Raw genomic sequence first — 17,338 nt, forward strand, 5'->3', positions numbered from 1 at the left:
AAGGAGTAACTTGCTGATGCGAAAATTTATTCTTGCTGCATCGATCGCCAGTGTCTTTATGGGTTCCCAGGCGCTGGCTATCTCACCGGCAGTCCCGGTCAGCGAGTTACCCCATCTACAACAGGAGCCACAACACAAGGTTGCCAGCAAACGGATTACCGGCCTGTTCAGTCGCTCCCATTATCACAGATTCGATCTGGATGATGCCTTCTCGCAGCAGATCTTCAAGCGTTATCTCGAACAGCTCGACTATCGCCGCAATGTATTATTGCAGAGCGATATCGACAGCTTTAAGGTCTATGCCAATCAGTTTGATGATATGGTGCGTAGCGGCGATCTGGAACCTGCTTACAAGATGTACGATCTGGTGCAGCAGCGCCGTTACGAACGTTTTGTTTATGCCTTGAGTCTGCTCGATAAAGAGATGGACTTTAATCAGGCTGGCGATGCTTATGTCTTTGATCGTAAAGATGCCGCCTGGCCCAAAGACGAGGCCGAGCTCAATGAGTTGTGGCGTCAACGGGTCAAGTACGATGCCCTTAACCTTAAGCTTACCGGTAAAGAGTGGCCGGAGATTGTTGATGTGTTGGGTAAACGCTACAACAACGCCATCAAACGCCTGAAGCAAACCAACAGCGAAGATGTGTTCCAGGGGCTGATGAATGCCTTTGCTCGCAGTGTTGAGCCGCACACCAGTTATCTGTCTCCCCGTAATGCCGAACGTTTCCAGATGGAGATGAACCTGAGCCTGGAAGGGATAGGTGCCGTGCTGCAGATGGAAGATGACTACACGGTTATCAAGAGTCTGGTGGCCGGTGGTCCGGCGGCGCTGAGTGAGAAATTGGCGCCGGAAGACAAAATTGTTGGCGTAGGTCAGGAAGGCAAGGAGATGGTCGATGTTATCGGCTGGCGTCTTGATGATGTGGTTGAGCTGATCAAGGGCCCTAAAGGCAGTAAAGTGACCTTGCAGGTGCTGCCCAAGAAAGGCGGCTCCAATGCCAAACCCATCAATGTGACTGTGGTGCGGGACAAAATCCGTCTCGAAGACAGAGCGGCGACTTCCAAGATAGTTGAGCCGGATACCGGTCCTTACGCCCAGCGTAAAATCGGTGTTATTCAGATCCCCGGCTTCTATATGGACTTATCCCGCGATGTGGCCAAGGAGTTGCAAACTCTCAACGAAGCCAAGGTTGAAGGTGTGATTGTCGACCTGCGTGGTAACGGTGGTGGCGCCTTGACTGAAGCGACCTTGCTCACAGGGCTGTTTATCGATCAGGGACCTGTGGTGCAAATTCGTGACGCCAATGGTCGCATCAGCGAAAATCGTGACAACGACGGCAAGAGCTATTACGACGGCCCACTCACAGTGATGGTTGACCGTTACTCTGCCTCGGCCTCGGAAATTTTTGCTGCTGCACTGCAGGATTATGGCCGTGCCTTGATTATCGGTGAGTCTACCTTCGGTAAAGGCACAGTGCAGCAGCACAAGAGTCTTGGCCGTATCTACGACTTGTATGAAAAGCCGGTTGGCCATGTGCAGTACACCATAGCCAAGTTCTACCGTATCAATGGTGGCAGCACTCAGTTGAAAGGTGTGACTCCGGATATCCCGTTCCCCAGTGCGTTGGAGCCGGGGGAATATGGTGAGGCAGAAGAAGACAATGCACTGCCATGGGATAAGGTGCCTGTAGCCAAGTACCAGCCTTTGGGTGAAATCGGCGCAGAGATGGTCAGCAATCTTGCGAAACGCCACCAGAGCCGGATTAAGCAGGACGTCGAGTTCGGTTATATACTGCAGGACATAGGCGAGTTCAAGAAACACCACAAAGAGAAGAGTGTTTCTCTGGTGGAAAGCGAGCGCCTGGCCGAACGGGATAAGGACGATCAAAAACAGTTGGCCCGCCTCAACGAACGTCGGGTTGACCATGGTCTCGAGCCCTTGAAGTCTCTGGATGACGATGAAAATGTCTCCGAAGATGAGAAAAAAATCGAGACTCCGGATGCCTTCCTCGATGAAGCCGTCTATATCACTCTGGATATGGTGGACTATCAGAGATTGGCAAAAAACAGCGCAAATTGATGCTGGCTCCAGGAAACATAAAAACGCGCTGATTGCGCGTTTTTTGTTTGCTCCCAGCGAGAACAGAGGCAAGATCAGTCAACGAACTCGGTGACTGCCAGTGCCCAACGAATTAAGGATGACCTATGTCTGAAGCACAAACCCTTTCCCCGGACCAACTGCAGGCCAAGCGCCTGGCCGATTATCGTCCACCTGCGTTTTTGATCCCCGAACTGTCCCTCTCATTTCAGCTAGAACCCAAGCAAACCCGGGTGACTGCGGTCAGCCAGGTTAAGCGCAACGGCAATCACAATGAACCTCTGCTGCTCGACGGTGACGAGCTGGAACTGGAGCAGCTGTTGGTTAACGGTGAACCGGCAGACTATCGCCTTGAGCCGGGTAAACTGCTGCTTGAAACCGAACTCAACGAATTTGAATTGACTCTGGTGACTCGGATCAGCCCGGTCGATAACTCGGCACTGGAAGGCCTGTATATGTCCGATGGGGCGTACTGCACCCAGTGTGAGGCGGAAGGTTTCAGGCGTATCACCTATTTTCTCGACCGTCCCGATGTGCTGGCCAAATACCAGGTACGTATCGAAGCCGACAAGGCGTTTCCTTTCCTGCTTTCCAACGGCAACTTGCTGGAGAAAGGGGAGATGGCCGATGGTCGTCATTTCGCTGTCTGGCAAGACCCTTTCCCTAAACCCGCTTACCTGTTTGCCCTGGTTGCCGGTGACTTTGACCTGTTGGAAGACAGTTTTACCACCCGCTCCGGCAGAGAAGTCAAACTGCAGGTGTTTGTCGACAAGGGCAACCTGCACAAGGCCGGACACGCCATGGCTTCACTGAAAAAGGCGATGGCCTGGGACGAGTCACGCTTTGACCTCGAGTACGATCTCGATATCTACATGGTGGTGGCCGTGGACTTCTTCAACATGGGCGCCATGGAAAACAAGGGCCTGAATGTTTTCAACACCAAGTATGTGTTGGCGGATAATGACACTGCAACTGATGATGACTTTCACGGTATAGAATCTGTGATTGGTCACGAATATTTCCACAACTGGACCGGCAACCGGGTAACTTGCCGCGATTGGTTCCAACTGAGCCTGAAAGAGGGCTTGACCGTATTTCGCGATCAGGAATTCAGCTCAGATCTCGGCTCCCGGGCTGTCAACCGTATTCATGCCATCAAGGTCATTAAGAATCAGCAGTTTGCCGAGGATTCGGGCCCGATGTCGCATCCCATTCGCCCCGAAAGCGTGATAGAGATGAATAATTTCTACACAGTCACTGTGTACAACAAGGGCGCCGAAGTGATCCGCATGATGCACACCCTGTTGGGTGAGAAGGCCTTCCAGGCGGGGATGAAGCTTTATTTTGAGCGCCACGACGGCCAGGCAGTTACCTGTGACGACTTTGTCGCTGCTATGGAAGATGCCTCAGGTAAAGACCTGACTCAATTCCGCCTTTGGTATAGCCAGGCGGGCACCCCTCAGGTGACTGTGACCGATGAGTATGATGCAAACACACAGACTTACCGCCTGCACCTCAAACAGTTCACCCCAGTGCGCGCCGGTGAAGCGGTCAAGGCACCATTGCATATTCCGTTCAGCCTGGAACTGCTGGGCAATGATGGCAACGCCTTGGTCAACCAAGTGATTGATTTTACCCTGGCCGAGCAGACTCTGGAGTTCAAGGATATCAGTGCCTGTCCGATCCCTTCGCTGTTGCAGGACTTTTCGGCGCCGGTGAAGCTCAAGTATGACTACAGTACAGTGCAGCTGCTCTGCTTACTGCGCCATGCCGGCAGTGAAGTGGCCCGCTGGGAGGCGGCTATGAGTCTCTTCAGCCGCGCCGTTTGGGCCAATGTGACTTTACTTGAACAAGGGCAGGGGATGCATCTGGATCCTCGTGTTGTCGACGGCTTCAGAGGCGTGATACTGGACGAATCCTTGGATAAGGGGCTTGCGGCCGAAATCCTCAAGCTGCTTTCAGTGTCTTCCTTGATTGAGCAGGTTGATAAGGTGGAATTGGATGCCCTGTTGCTGGCCCGCGACTTTGTGATTGAATCCATCGCCAGTGGCTGTGAAGATGAGCTGTTGGCCCGTTATCGTCAACTGCTGTCGCTGGATGATGCCGCCGCTCGCAGCTTGAAAAACACCCTGCTTTGGCTGCTGGCCAAAGTCTCTGATGAATATGAGTCCTTGATTGAACAGCAGTTTGTCTCGGCCTCTGGTATGACAGATGCGCTGGGCGCGCTGCTTGCAGCCAACGATGCCAATTGTGATTGCCGCGATGCCCTGATGCAAGCATTCGAGCAGCGCTGGAACCAGACCCCTCTGGTGATGGATAAGTGGTTCAGCCTGCAGGCGATGGCGACAGATGATGAGGTGATCGCCAGACTCGAGACCCTGTTGCAACATCCGGCCTTCAGTCTGAATAATCCCAACCGGGTTCGTTCCCTGGTGGGCAGTTTTGCCGCGGCCAATGTGCGTCAATTCCACCGCCAGGACGGCAAGGGATATGTTTTCCTTACCGCCATGCTCAAACAGCTCAATAGCCTCAACCCGCAAGTGGCAGCACGGATCATCACTCCGCTGATCCAGTTTGCCAAGTTTGATGCCGGACGCCAGGCCAAAATGAAGGCTTGTCTGCAGGAGTTGTTGGCTATGCCTGAGCTGTCACGGGATCTTTATGAGAAGGTCAGCCGAGCACTGGAAGACTGAGCCTAAAGATGGAATTTTACTTTCGCCTCAACCTGAGTTATCAGGACTTTTTGCCTTACTATCAAGGTATTGCCGAAAATGTTGAGGTCAGGGAGAAGGGTGGCAAGCTCCTCTGGATCAACGGCCGCCGTCTACGTCCTTTTCTGACCGCCGATGGCATTTACGGTGAATTCCATCTTAGATTGGACCGGGATGGAAAGTTCATTTCTCTGAAACAAGTTTAGAGTAATTACTTAAAACGGCCGACTTAATCAGTCGGCTGTTTTGTATCCAGGTAACAAAGGTTAATCCCTTGAAATCAATTGGGTTATATTTGTTAACTCCATCTATCCTCTCCACACTCGATAAAAATTTAAATTTCCACGCCTTTCCTGAACGACGGATCCGTCTTAAGTCCCCAAATCTGCACAATAAATTTCTCGGTCTCTGCCTTGCTCATCAGCATTAATTGCTGTAACAATGGTGTTGCCTGTGAGCTAACAAGATGTTGGTTGAGACTCCTATAACAAATAATCCAGCAGGTTACGGAGAAGCGATAAATGAAAACAGTGATAAACCGTTTTAACAAGTCGGCGCTCGCTTTGGGGGTGGCGTCGGCACTGAGTTTAGGGATGATCCCCAGTGTCGAAGCGGTGTCTTTCAAGTGGGGCGAAGTGGATGGCTCCTTTGATTCGACCTGGACCTTGGGCGCCAGTTGGCGCGTGGAAGGACGCGACTGGGATGGTCAGATAGGTAAAGTCAACCATCCAAGATTCGATTGGAGTGGCTATTCGGCTTTCACCGATACCAAGTACACGGCAGCCGAGATCTGGGCGCAGCCTGGTTCCTATTCCAGTAACAATGACTTGAGTAACCTGCTGTATTCTAAGGGTGATACCACCTCGGAAATCTTCAAGGGACTGCACGAGCTGTCGCTCAAGTATGAAAATTTCGGTATTTTCGCCCGTGGCATGTATTTTTACGATCGTAAATTGAACGACAGAATTTACGATTTTAATGACCCTCTTACCGGCAACCGCTACGACCCTTGCGCCGACAAGCGCGCTAAAGAAGTGCAGTGTAAGGATATCCGTCTGCTGGATGCCTTTGCCTATGCCAACTTTGATTTCAACGATGGCGCCAATCCGCTGACTATCCGTGTGGGTAATCAGGTGGTGTCATGGGGGGAAAGTACGCTGATTTCCCATGGTATTGCGGTGATTAACCCGGTGGATTTGAACATACTCAACGCTCCGGGCGCCGAACTGAAGGAAGCCTTTAGGCCGCAGGGTATGGTGTGGGCTTCTTTTGGTGTGACCGAAAACCTGTCGTTGGAAGCTTTCTATCAGTACGACTGGGAGCCTATCTGGGTTCCGACTCCCGGGTCGATTTTCGGCACCAACGACTTTGTCGGTTACGGTGGCTACAATCAAAACGCTCAGCTTGGTTTTAACGCCAATCCGGATATTAACCTCGATTTCTTGACCCTGGAATACAACCGCTTGTCCAACATGATAGCTTCAGGGCAGAGTATTCCGACCGAGCAGTTAGTGCAGATGGCGCTGGCTTACCCCACCAAGGTGACATTGGTGGAAGATGAAGCTGCTCCCAGCGATTCCGGTCAGTACGGTATTAAAATCGGGTACTACGCCCCGGAGCTGGGTGAAACCGAGTTTGGTTTTTATTACATGAATTACCATAGCCGCCGTCCGCTCATCAGTGGTACCACGGCGGATTTCAGTACTGGCGCACTGCTGTCTGATATGGCGGTTCTTGGGCAAAACGCCGGCAATATCAATCGCGACGTACTGTTGAGTCTGGATAGCTTCTCCAAGGCTCAGGTGGTTTATCCGGAAGATATTAAGCTTTACGGTTTTAGTTTCAATACCTTGATAGGTGATACCTCAGTGGCCGGTGAAATAGCGCACCGCCAGGATGAGCCACTGCAGATTGATGATGTGGAACTCTTGTTTGCCGCTATGCCACAACAGCTGGCCAACGCAGGGCTAAGGCCGGATCTTGATGGTTTGTCTCAGTACACTTCCCATGTCAAGGATGTTGGTCCGGGCGAGTACGCCGAGGGTTATATTCGTCTCGATACCACTCAGGCGCAGATGACTTTTACTCACTTGTTTGGCCCGACACTGGGTACCGATAATCTGGTGATGCTTGCCGAAGTCGGCGGGGTATGGATCCATGATATGCCGGGTTTCGATGAACTCAGACTCAATGGTCCAGGCACAGGGCGCAGCGGCGGCAATCCGAATATGCCAGGTATCATAGAGGCGTTGCACAATGGCCCTGAAACCAATCCGTTCCCGACAGATTTCGCTTGGGGTTACCGGATTGTCGCCAAGGCCGACTTCAACAATGTGTTCTCCGGCATCAATATGTCACCTCGAGTGATTTTCTCCCATGACGTTGACGGTATCACCCCAGATCCTATGTTCCTGTTTACCGAAGGTCGCAAGTCTGTGGCACTGGGACTCAGCTTTGACTACCAGAGCCGCTGGGGCGCGGATCTTTCCTATAACAGTTTCTTTGGTGGGGTAGGCACAACTAATGCGATGGCCGATCGCGATTATGTGTCTTTCAACGTTAAGTTTTCGATCTGATAAGGACAATAAAATGAGAACGATAGCTATATTGTCTGCCGCTGTAATCTTGGCTTTGGGGGCCACCACAGCTGTAGAAGCCAAGGTTTCCGAGGCCGATGTGGCCAAACTGGGGACCAGCCTGACACCACTCGGTGCTGAAAAGGGCCCTAATGCCGATGGCAGTATTCCTGCTTGGGACGGCGGTATTACCACGCCTCCTGCCAGTTATAAAAAAGGCATGCATCACCCAGATCCTTTCCCGGATGACAAGCCGCTGGTGACTGTCACCGCGGCCAACAAGGAGCAATACAAGGAGTTTCTGACGCCTGGGCAACTAAAGATGTTCGAAACCTATCCAGATAGTTTTAAAATGAACATCTATCAGACCCGGCGTACCGCTTCTGTGCCGCAGTTTATTTATGATGCCACCAAGGCCAATGCACCGAGAGCAACTCTTGTCTCTGAGGGCAATGGTGTCGATGGCGCGTCTATAGGTATTCCTTTCCCCATCCCTGCCAATGGATTGGAAGCAATCTGGAACCATATTCTCAGATTCCGCGGTGTCGATATTGAAACCGAACGTAATCAGGCGGCGCCTACTGCCAGTGGTGACTACACATTGGTGGAAATGGCCGAAGAGATACGTTTCGAATACTCTCGCCCTGAAGCGAACTTGGAAGAACTGAAAAAGAATAACATTCTGTTTGAGTTCAAACAGGTAGTTACCCAGCCAGCGCGTTTGGCCGGTACTGCGCTGTTGGTGAAAGAAACCATGGATCAGGAGAAGGAACCCCGCCAGGCCTGGACCTACAACACAGGGCAGCGCCGGGTGAGAAAGGCACCCAACGTGGCCTTCGATACGCCAGGTACGGTTTCTGATGGTCTGCGTACCACAGATGATTTCGATATGTTCAACGGCTCGCCTTCCCGTTACAACTGGGAGTTGCTGGGCAAGAAAGAGATATTCATTCCTTACAACGACTACCGTTTGCACTCGGATAAGGTCAAGTACAGTGATCTGCTCAAGGCGGGTCACTTGAACCCTGATTATATCCGCTATGAAAAGCATAGAGTCTGGGTGGTCAAGGCCAGCTTGAAAGAGGGCATGCGCCATATCTACAAGACCCGGGTCTTCTATTTGGATGAGGACTCCTGGCAGGTCTCAATCGCCGATCTGTACGACAATCGTGACGAACTGTATCGGGTTGCCATGGCGCATGGTTTGAACTATTACGAGGTGCCGACTCATTGGAGTACTCTTGAGGTGTATTACGATCTGCAGTCCCGTCGTTATATCGCCATAGGTTTGGATAATGAAGGCCGCATGTATGACTTTGATGCCAAGTTGTCCGAGGCCAACTTTACCCCGGCCGCGCTGCGCCGCGAAGGAATACGTTAAGCGCTCGTCATCAGTAATGGGTGGCTGAGGTCACCCAGTAGGCAATTCCAGGGGCGCGTGCGCCCCTTTCAACCCTAAGGAAGTCTGTAATGTCGTATCGCATGCTTCAAGCAGCGGCTCTGGGCCTTGGCATACTCACATTCCAGGGCGCAATTTCGCCCCTTCACGCCGAAACGCAATCTGCAACCTGGGCTCTGACCGGCCAACTGCAGCCTTTGGCGGTTCACTCTTTGATGTTGGATATTACTCAGGCCGGCAGCACTATGGTCGCGGTCGGTGAGCGGGGTCATATCTTAAGGCTCAGCGCCGATGCCAATCAATGGCAACAGGTGGCGACACCGAGTCAGGCGCAGTTGACCAAGGTATTTTTTCTCGATGCCAACCATGGCTGGGCCGTGGGCCATGATGCCACCATTCTTGCTACCCAAGATGGCGGACTCTCCTGGCAGCAACAGTTCAGTTCGCCAGAGCTTGCCCGGCCCTTACTGGATGTCTGGTTTGCCGACTCGCAAAACGGCATAGCCGTTGGCGCCTATGGTCTATTTCTGCGCACCACAGATGGTGGCCAAAGCTGGCAGAAAGAATTTCATCCCGAGCTCTTGAGCCAAGATGATGCCGACTATCTGGCGGATCTCAAACAGCAGGATGAAGAGGCCTATCAGGCCGAATCCGACTCAATTTTGCCCCATTTCAATCGGGTCATCGCCCTTGAAGACAAGCGCTTGCTTATGGTCGGGGAGCTGGGGATGGTAGCCATTTCCGAAGATGGCGGCCGTTTATGGCAGCGTCTGGAGTTTATTTATGACGGCTCTTTGTTCAATGCCATAGAAAGGGATAAACAGCTCTATGTGTTTGGTCTGCGAGGGCATGCCTTCAGCGCACCGGAAGATATGAGTCAGTGGCAGGAGATAAAGATGCCGCTTGAGTCGACCCTCAATGCGGCAGCGCCGGTCAAAGGGGGCCTGCTGCTGGTCGGCAATGGCGGCGCCGTAATTCGTTTGGATAACAATTTACACGCTGAGCTGGTGACCCAGCGCAGAGGGGAAAATTTATCGGCAGTTGCCGTTGACCCCAAGGGCCGGTTATGGATAGCCGGGACCAAAGGGCTTTTCGAACTAAAACAACAATAAAGGGCCATTATTATGTTAGACAGACTGGTCAATGGGATTGAGAGTTTTCTCTTTCGCAATCGTATCGGAGTGATACTGCTGTTTGCGCTGACCACGGTATTTCTGGGCTTTCAGGCCAGTCAGCTGAAAATGGATGCGGCATTTGTTAAAAACATTCCACTGCATCACCCCTATATGCAGACCTACCTCAAACACCAGAAGCAGTTTGGCGGCGCCAACTCCATCATGGTGGCGGTAGAAGACAGCAGCGGTAATATTTTCAATCCGGCGTTTTTCGACACCCTGAAGAATGTGCATGATCAACTGTTCTTTATTCCCGGGGTAGAGCGCTCTCAGGTGAAATCCTTGTTTTCTCCGTCGACACGTTTTACCGAAGTGGTGGAAGACGGGTTTGCCGGTGGGCCGGTGATCCCGGCGGATTTCAGCACGACAGAAGCCGGGCTTGAGCGGGTCAGAGGTAATATCGAAAAGGCCGGCATAGTCGGCCGTCTGGTGGCAGAGGACTACAGCGCCGCCATGGTGACGGCGCAGCTGATGGACTTTGATCCGCAAACCGGCGAGCCTCTGGACACTTTGGCGTTTGCCGCCCAACTGGAAGAACAGCTCAGAGGCCAGTTTGAAAAAGATGGCATCAAGATTCATATCATAGGCTTTGCCAAGATGGCCGGCGATGTGGCAGACGGAGCCAAAGGGGTACTGCTGTTTTTCCTGATAGCCATTTTGGTCACCGCCCTGATGGTGTATCTCTTCTCCCGCTCCATGGTGTTAACCTTGCTGCCCTTGATGTGCAGCTTGATTGCCGTGGTCTGGCAGCTTGGTCTCTTGACCGTGGTGGGCTTTGGCTTGGATCCCATGTCGATTCTGGTGCCATTCTTGGTGTTTGCTATAGGTGTCAGCCACGGGGTACAGATGATCAACGCCATCCGCAAACGGGTTGCCGATGGCCTGAGTACCAAGGTGGCGGCGGCTTCGGCGTTTCGTAGTCTCTTGGTGCCGGGCGGGGTCGCCTTGCTGTCGGATACCATAGGGTTTATGACCTTGCTGGCAATCGATATCGGCATCATTCGCGAGCTGGCGATTTCGGCATCGCTTGGTGTGGCGGTGATCATCCTGACCAACCTGGTGCTCTTGCCTCTGGTGATCTCCTTCTTCCAGATAAAGGCCGCGAAAGCGGATGCTGGCACCGAGGCCAAGACAGCGGCCTTTTGGCACAAGCTCACCTGTTTTGCCACCCCAAAATATGCTGTGGTGGTGGTAGCTGCCACTGCACTGCTTTATCTGGGCGGGTTGCAGCAAGCCGGCAAGATGCAAATCGGCGATCTTCAGGGCGGAGCACCGGCGCTGCATCAGGACTCCCGCTATAACCAGGACACCTTCTTTATTACCGATCATTTCTCTATCACCACAGACGTGATGAGTGTGATAGTGGAAGCCTATCCCGAGGCCTGTACCTATCACTCGGCGCTGGAGAAGATTGACAGGTTCGAATGGTTGGCGCGCAACACCCCTGGGGTTGAGTTTACCGCCAGTATCGCCTCGGTAGCACGCCAGGTGAATGCCGGTTTCAACGAGGGGAGCCCCAAGTGGCAGGTATTGCCCAGGAGCCCGGCCAGCCTGGCACAGTTGGTGTCACAAATTCCTACCAGCACAGGTCTGCTGAACGGCGATTGCTCTGTGATGCCTGTTTATCTGTTCCTGAAAGATCACAAGGCGGAAACCATAGAGCAGGTGGTGAGCAAGGTGCAGCTGCTGGCCGCCGAAATGGACGACGACAAGCTGAGTTTTAAACTCGCCTCCGGTCCGGTGGGGGTGATGGCGGCAACCAACGAGGCGGTGGCCGAAGCGCAATTGCCTATGATGCTGTATGTCTATGGCGCGGTGTTTATCCTCTGCCTGATAAGCTTCCGCTCACTGAAAGCCACGGTTGCAGTGATTCTGCCTCTGTATGTGGTATCGACACTGGCACAGGCACTGATGACCTGGTTGGATATAGGCCTGACGGTGAGCACCTTGCCGGTTATTGCCCTCGGGGTGGGTATCGGGGTGGACTATGGCATCTATATCCTGTCGACCATGGCCGTGAAACTGCGTGATGGTATGGCAGTACAGCAGGCCTATTTCGAAGCCTTGGTGGAGCGGGGCAGTGCGGTCATCTTCACCGGCCTGACCCTGGCTATCGGGGTGAGCACTTGGTTCTTCTCCGCACTTAAGTTCCAGATGGATATGGGAATTTTGCTTACCTTCATGTTTGTGGTCAACATGCTGGGGGCCATAATTATCCTGCCTGCACTGACGGCACTTTTCTGGCGCAAACATAGCTAGTGAAAGGGGCAGGGGAAGAAGTTTCTCCTGCCCCTGCTGAATAGTTAGTCTGTTATTCCGATTACTTCTTCATCGCTCCCTTCAATATCCCGTCATTGCTGGATTTGTACAGGATGTACCACTAAAATTTTGCTCGAATTATGGTTTGTTTAGTAATACACTGCGCGGCATGACCTCGGTCACAAAAAATTCAGGCCCGGGTCATTCGACGAAGCATCCATATAATGAAAAAAGCGCTGCCATAGACGCTTAAGGAAACAGCAAAATGGCCTTGAAAGATGCAATGCCTTCAGTACTACTTGAAAAGGTAGTCAGTTTAATCCACTCCAAAGTCCCTAAAACACAAGCAAATCAGGTGGAACAGTTCGCCACCTGCCTCTACGCTCACATGTCTAAGGACGATCTCCTGGCCCGTAACGATAGCGATCTCTACGGTGCCGTCCTGAGTCTTTGGAATGCTCTGAACAGCACGCCTTGTGGGGAAACTCACTTAAGGGTATTCAACCCAAGCCAAGCCAAGCACGGCTGGCAATCAACCCACTCCATCATAGAAGTTGTGCAGCCCGATATGCCCTTCCTGGTGGATTCTGTGGGTATGGCTCTCAACCGTTTGGGGATCACAGCTCATATGATGTTGCATACGCCGCTGGCAATTGAGCGCCAGGGCACAGACATCAAGCGGGTCAGCTTTGTTAACGACAGCAAGGAAGACAGCGACAAGGTTGCGGTATTCCTGATTGAAATCGACCGCCAAAGCAGCGACAAGGACATAAAACAACTCGAAAAAGAGATAGAGTCCGTGCTCGGTGATGTGGCCGCCGCCGTCAATGATTGGCGCGCCATGTCCGATAAGCTGGCTGAAGTGGTTGATGAGTTGCCAAAGCGCCCGTTCCCCGGCGATAAGGCTGAACTTGAAGAAGCGATTCGCTTCCTTGGTTATTTGAACAACCATCATTTTACTCTGATGGGTTATCGTCGCTACGACCTGCGTAAAGTAGAGGGTGATGTTGAGCTGGTGCCGGATATGGCAAGCAGTCTGGGCTTGATGAACAAACCCGGTAAGGCGCAGCCAGAGCACGGTTTGATGCTGTCTTCTTTCTCTGAATCGGCTCGCCGTGAAGCGCTGGACAACAGCCTGCTTATCCTGACCAAGAGCAGTGCCAAGAGCCGGGTTCACAGACCCGCCTATGTCGACTATATCGGCGTCAAACGTTTCGATGAGGCCGGTAATGTCGTCGGCGAAGACAGATTCATCGGCCTGTATGCCTCCAACCTGTACAACCGCAGCCCGAAAGAGATCCCCCTGCTGGCCGAGAAAGTCCAGCGGGTGATGGACAAGTCAGGACTGGCACCGCGCTCCCACGACTATAAAGCGTTGATGAATATTCTGGAAAATCTGCCAAGGGACGAGATTATTCAGGCAAGCGTCGAAGAGTTGTCGCACATGGCGCATGGCGTGTTGGAGATGCAGGATAGAGATAAACTTAAGCTGTTTGTCCGTAAAGACGGTTTCGGCCGCTTCCTGTCCTGTTTGGTGTATGTCTCCAAAGACAGATATAACACCCGTCTGCGTGAAGATACCCAAAGGATCTTCGCCCAAACCTTTAACAGTAATGAAGAGGTGGAGTTTACCACTTACTTCTCCGAGTCGAGCTTGGCCCGTACCCACTACATAGTTAAAGTCGACAACAACAATAATTTGGAACTCGATGTGGCTGCCATAGAAAACAATCTGATTGAAGCCGCTCGCTCATGGGAAGATAAACTTCAGAGCGCGCTCAACAATTCACTGGGTGAAGAGCAGGGCACTCGCCTGTTCAAGCGCTATCTGACCGCATTCCCGCAGAGTTACAAAGACGATGTGTTGCCTACGTCGGCCGTGGTGGATCTGCAACAACTGGAAGCGCTGGACGACGACCATAAGCTGGGCATGTTGTTCTATCAGCCACAGGAAGCGGCGCCCGGCAGTAACAAGGTACGTTTGAAGCTGTTCCACAAGGATGAGCCTATCCATCTGTCGGATGTGCTGCCTATGCTGGAAAACTTCGGTCTCAGGGTGATCAATGAGCGTCCCTATGAAGTGAAGAGCACAGATGGCGCAACCTTCTGGATCCTCGACTTCCTGATGACAGTACAGGGTGGCGCCACTGAGAACCTGGCAGACAGCCAGGACAGATTCCAGACCGCGCTGGCTCAGGTTTGGCAGAAAAAACTGGAAGACGACGGCTTCAACCGTATGGTGCTGGCTACCGGACTTTCCGGCCGCGAAGTGTCAGTGCTGCGCGCCTATGCCAAGTATATGCGTCAAATAGATGCGACTTTCAGCCAGGCTTACATCGAAGAAACCTTCAGCCGTTATCCGCAGATTGCCGATTCGCTGGTGAAGATGTTTATTCGTAAGTTCAATCCCAAGCTGAAGACCCGCACACTGGACAAGTTTATCGAGCAGATCAATCTGCGTCTTGATGATGTATCCAGTCTGGATGATGACCGTATCATTCGTCGCTATCTGGATCTTATCAACGCCACGTTGAGAACCAACTTCTATCAGCAAGATGCCGCCGGCCAGCCGAAGGATTATATCTCCTTCAAGTTTGCCCCCAACCAGATCCCTGAAATGCCCAAGCCGCTGCCGAAGTTTGAAATCTTCGTTTACAGCCCAAGGGTTGAAGGTGTGCATCTGCGTGGTGGTAAAGTTGCCCGTGGTGGTCTGCGCTGGTCTGATCGCCGTGAGGACTTCCGTACCGAAGTACTGGGTCTGGTGAAGGCGCAACAGGTTAAGAACACTGTGATTGTGCCCGTAGGTGCCAAGGGTGGCTTTGTTTGTAAACAACTGCCGACCGAGGGCGGCCGTGAAGCCTTCTTCACCGAAGGTCAGGAATGCTACCGGATCTTTATCCGTGGTCTGCTGGATATCACAGACAATATTGTCAACGGTGACCTGGTTCCTCCTGTGGATGTGGTTCGTCACGATGAAGACGACCCTTACCTGGTGGTCGCCGCCGATAAGGGCACGGCGACCTTCTCTGACACAGCCAACGCCATTGCCATCGAATATGGCTTCTGGCTGGGTGATGCCTTCGCGTCCGGTGGTTCCAACGGTTATGACCACAAGAAGATGGGCATCACCGCCCGCGGCGCCTGGGAGTCGGTGAAACGTCACTTCCGCGAAGTGGGTATCGATTGCCAGACTACAGATTTCACCTGTGTGGGTATAGGCGACATGGCCGGTGATGTATTCGGCAACGGCATGCTCTTGTCTGAGCACACCCAGCTGGTGGCTGCTTTCAACCACATGCATATCTTCATCGACCCAACGCCGGATTCAGCGACCAGCTTTGTTGAGCGTAAGCGTCTGTTTAATCTGCCTCGCTCCAGCTGGGAAGACTATAACAAGGAGCTTATCTCAAAAGGCGGTGGCGTGTTTGCCCGTAGCGCCAAGTCCATCAGTTTGACGCCGGAAATCAAGAAGATGCTGGCGACCGACAAGGATGCTATGACGCCGACTGAGCTGATCAAATGCCTGCTGAAAATGCCGGTTGACCTGATCTGGAACGGCGGTATCGGTACTTATGTCAAAGCGAGCAGTGAAACCCATGCCGAAGTCGGCGATCGCGCCAACGACGGTTTGCGGGTCAACGGTGGCGAGCTTAAGGCTAAGATCATAGGTGAAGGCGGTAACCTGGGCTGTACTCAGCTTGGTCGTATCGAATACGCCGCCAATGGCGGTCGTATCAACACCGACTTTGTCGATAACGTGGGTGGCGTGGACTGTTCGGACAACGAAGTTAACATCAAAATTTTGCTCAACGCCCTGGTGGCCGAAGGTGAGATGACCCTCAAGCAGCGTAACCGCCTGCTGGAAGAGATGACAGATGAAGTTGCTCAGATAGTACTGCAGGACTGTAAAGATCAGACCCGCACCATCTCTGTGACTCAGGTGCGCGGCGCCGAACAGCTTAAAGAGCAGATCCGCTTTATCAACTATCTGGAAAAAGAGGGTAAGTTGGACCGAGCACTGGAGTTCTTGCCTACAGAAGAGGAGCTGTCCGAGCGCTTGGCCAACGGCCGAGGTTTGACCCGTCCTGAGCTGTCGGTATTGGTGGCCTATGCCAAGATGGTGCTCAAGGAGCAACTGCTGACACCTGTTATTACAGATGATGCCTGGTTGAGCCAACTGCTGGTGGATTACTTCCCTGGCAAGCTGCAGCAGAAGTATGCCGACAAGATGACTCAGCATCCGCTGCGCGGTGAGATCATTGCTACCTCGCTGGCCAATGAACTGGTTAACGATATGGGGCTCAATTTTGTCCAGCGTATGCAGGATGAGACAGGCGCCTCAGTTGCCGATGCCGCCATTTGTTACACTATGGCTCGCGAAGTGTTTGGTTTGGCAGATTTAACCAAAGCCATTACTGATTTGAACGGCATAGTACCTGCGGTTGTTCAGGGCGAGATGCTGCACCAGCTGCGCCGTAACATGCGTCGTGCCTGTCGCTGGTTCCTGCGTAATCGTAGCCGCGCCATGAGCATAGAGCAGGTTGTTGCCTTCTATAAGCCGGTGTTCGACGAGCTGAAAGCCAATATTCGCTCTTATCTGGTAGCCGACGAGTTGGCGGGTATTGAAGAGGATATCGCTGCGCTGGAAAAAGAAGCTGTTCCTCATGAGGTCGCCAATCTGGTTGCCAACATGAGTACGCTGTTCTCGGCACTGGATATCGCCCAGATAGCTCAGTTGGAGTCCAAGCCGGTTTCACTGGTGGCAGAAACTTACTTTAAGTTGGGTGCCAGAATCGATCTGCACTGGTTCCTGGAACAGATCGGTGGCCAGCCGGTGGCCAACCACTGGCAGGCACTGGCCAGGGCGGCGTTCCGCGAGGAGCTGGATTGGCAGCAAAGAGCGCTGACATCGGCGGTACTGCGCAGCTGTACCGACAGCTGCGAGTCCGATGCCATTATCGAAGAGTGGGTCGAACTCAATCAGGGCTTGCTGGAGCGCTGGTTCCACATGCTGGCTGACTTCAAGACATCGCAAACCCATGAATTTGCGAAGTTCTCAGTAGCGCTACGTGAACTGAATCTGCTGATCCTGCACTGCGAAGGGCAGAAGTAAGCTATTA

General features: G+C 52.6%; 8 protein-coding genes. All 8 read left to right on the plus strand.

Features of this window, described 5'->3' with window-relative positions; translation table 11 throughout:
- Positions 1-16 precede the first annotated feature (16 nt).
- On the plus strand, positions 17-2,080 hold the full coding sequence (gene prc / locus WKR14_RS09945; protein ID WP_224866317.1) for a carboxy terminal-processing peptidase: 2,064 nt from the start codon (positions 17-19) through the stop codon (positions 2,078-2,080).
- 125 nt (positions 2,081-2,205) lie between these two features.
- Positions 2,206-4,791 (plus strand): aminopeptidase N, encoded by a 2,586-nt coding sequence (gene pepN / locus WKR14_RS09950; RefSeq protein WP_339087688.1) that lies wholly within the window; start codon positions 2,206-2,208, stop codon positions 4,789-4,791.
- An 8-nt stretch (positions 4,792-4,799) separates the two neighbouring features.
- The gene (locus WKR14_RS09955) at positions 4,800-5,015 is read left to right on the plus strand and encodes a DUF2835 domain-containing protein (RefSeq protein WP_224866315.1); all 216 of its coding nucleotides are present in this window, start codon (positions 4,800-4,802) and stop codon (positions 5,013-5,015) included.
- Between the two features lie 315 nt (positions 5,016-5,330).
- The gene (locus WKR14_RS09960; protein WP_101055763.1) at positions 5,331-7,385 is read left to right on the plus strand and encodes a DUF1302 domain-containing protein; all 2,055 of its coding nucleotides are present in this window, start codon (positions 5,331-5,333) and stop codon (positions 7,383-7,385) included.
- A 13-nt stretch (positions 7,386-7,398) separates the two neighbouring features.
- The gene (locus tag WKR14_RS09965; protein ID WP_101055761.1) at positions 7,399-8,766 is read left to right on the plus strand and encodes a DUF1329 domain-containing protein; all 1,368 of its coding nucleotides are present in this window, start codon (positions 7,399-7,401) and stop codon (positions 8,764-8,766) included.
- 89 nt (positions 8,767-8,855) lie between these two features.
- Positions 8,856-9,896 carry a WD40/YVTN/BNR-like repeat-containing protein gene (locus WKR14_RS09970; protein WP_101055759.1) on the plus strand — a complete coding sequence of 347 codons (1,041 nt, stop codon included), beginning with the start codon at positions 8,856-8,858 and terminating at the stop codon, positions 9,894-9,896.
- A 12-nt stretch (positions 9,897-9,908) separates the two neighbouring features.
- Complete coding sequence (locus WKR14_RS09975) at positions 9,909-12,218, plus strand: efflux RND transporter permease subunit (protein ID WP_101055757.1); 2,310 nt, start codon at positions 9,909-9,911, stop codon at positions 12,216-12,218.
- Between the two features lie 265 nt (positions 12,219-12,483).
- Positions 12,484-17,331: an NAD-glutamate dehydrogenase gene (locus WKR14_RS09980; RefSeq protein WP_165565134.1), complete on the plus strand. Its 4,848-nt coding sequence runs from the start codon at positions 12,484-12,486 to the stop codon at positions 17,329-17,331.
- Positions 17,332-17,338: the final 7 nt, after the last annotated feature.

Source organism: Shewanella chilikensis, from assembly GCF_037953065.1.
Taxonomy (GTDB): domain Bacteria; phylum Pseudomonadota; class Gammaproteobacteria; order Enterobacterales; family Shewanellaceae; genus Shewanella; species Shewanella chilikensis.

Bases quoted from the DNA above. Each gene is read 5' to 3' on its own strand.
- prc (WP_224866317.1), top strand. From the start codon at position 17: ATGCGAAAATTTATTCTTGCTGCATCGATCGCCAGTGTCTTTATGGGT.
- pepN (WP_339087688.1), top strand. From the start codon at position 2,206: ATGTCTGAAGCACAAACCCTTTCCCCGGACCAACTGCAGGCCAAGCGC.
- WKR14_RS09955 (WP_224866315.1), top strand. From the start codon at position 4,800: ATGGAATTTTACTTTCGCCTCAACCTGAGTTATCAGGACTTTTTGCCT.
- WKR14_RS09960 (WP_101055763.1), top strand. From the start codon at position 5,331: ATGAAAACAGTGATAAACCGTTTTAACAAGTCGGCGCTCGCTTTGGGG.
- WKR14_RS09965 (WP_101055761.1), top strand. From the start codon at position 7,399: ATGAGAACGATAGCTATATTGTCTGCCGCTGTAATCTTGGCTTTGGGG.
- WKR14_RS09970 (WP_101055759.1), top strand. From the start codon at position 8,856: ATGTCGTATCGCATGCTTCAAGCAGCGGCTCTGGGCCTTGGCATACTC.
- WKR14_RS09975 (WP_101055757.1), top strand. From the start codon at position 9,909: ATGTTAGACAGACTGGTCAATGGGATTGAGAGTTTTCTCTTTCGCAAT.
- WKR14_RS09980 (WP_165565134.1), top strand. From the start codon at position 12,484: ATGGCCTTGAAAGATGCAATGCCTTCAGTACTACTTGAAAAGGTAGTC.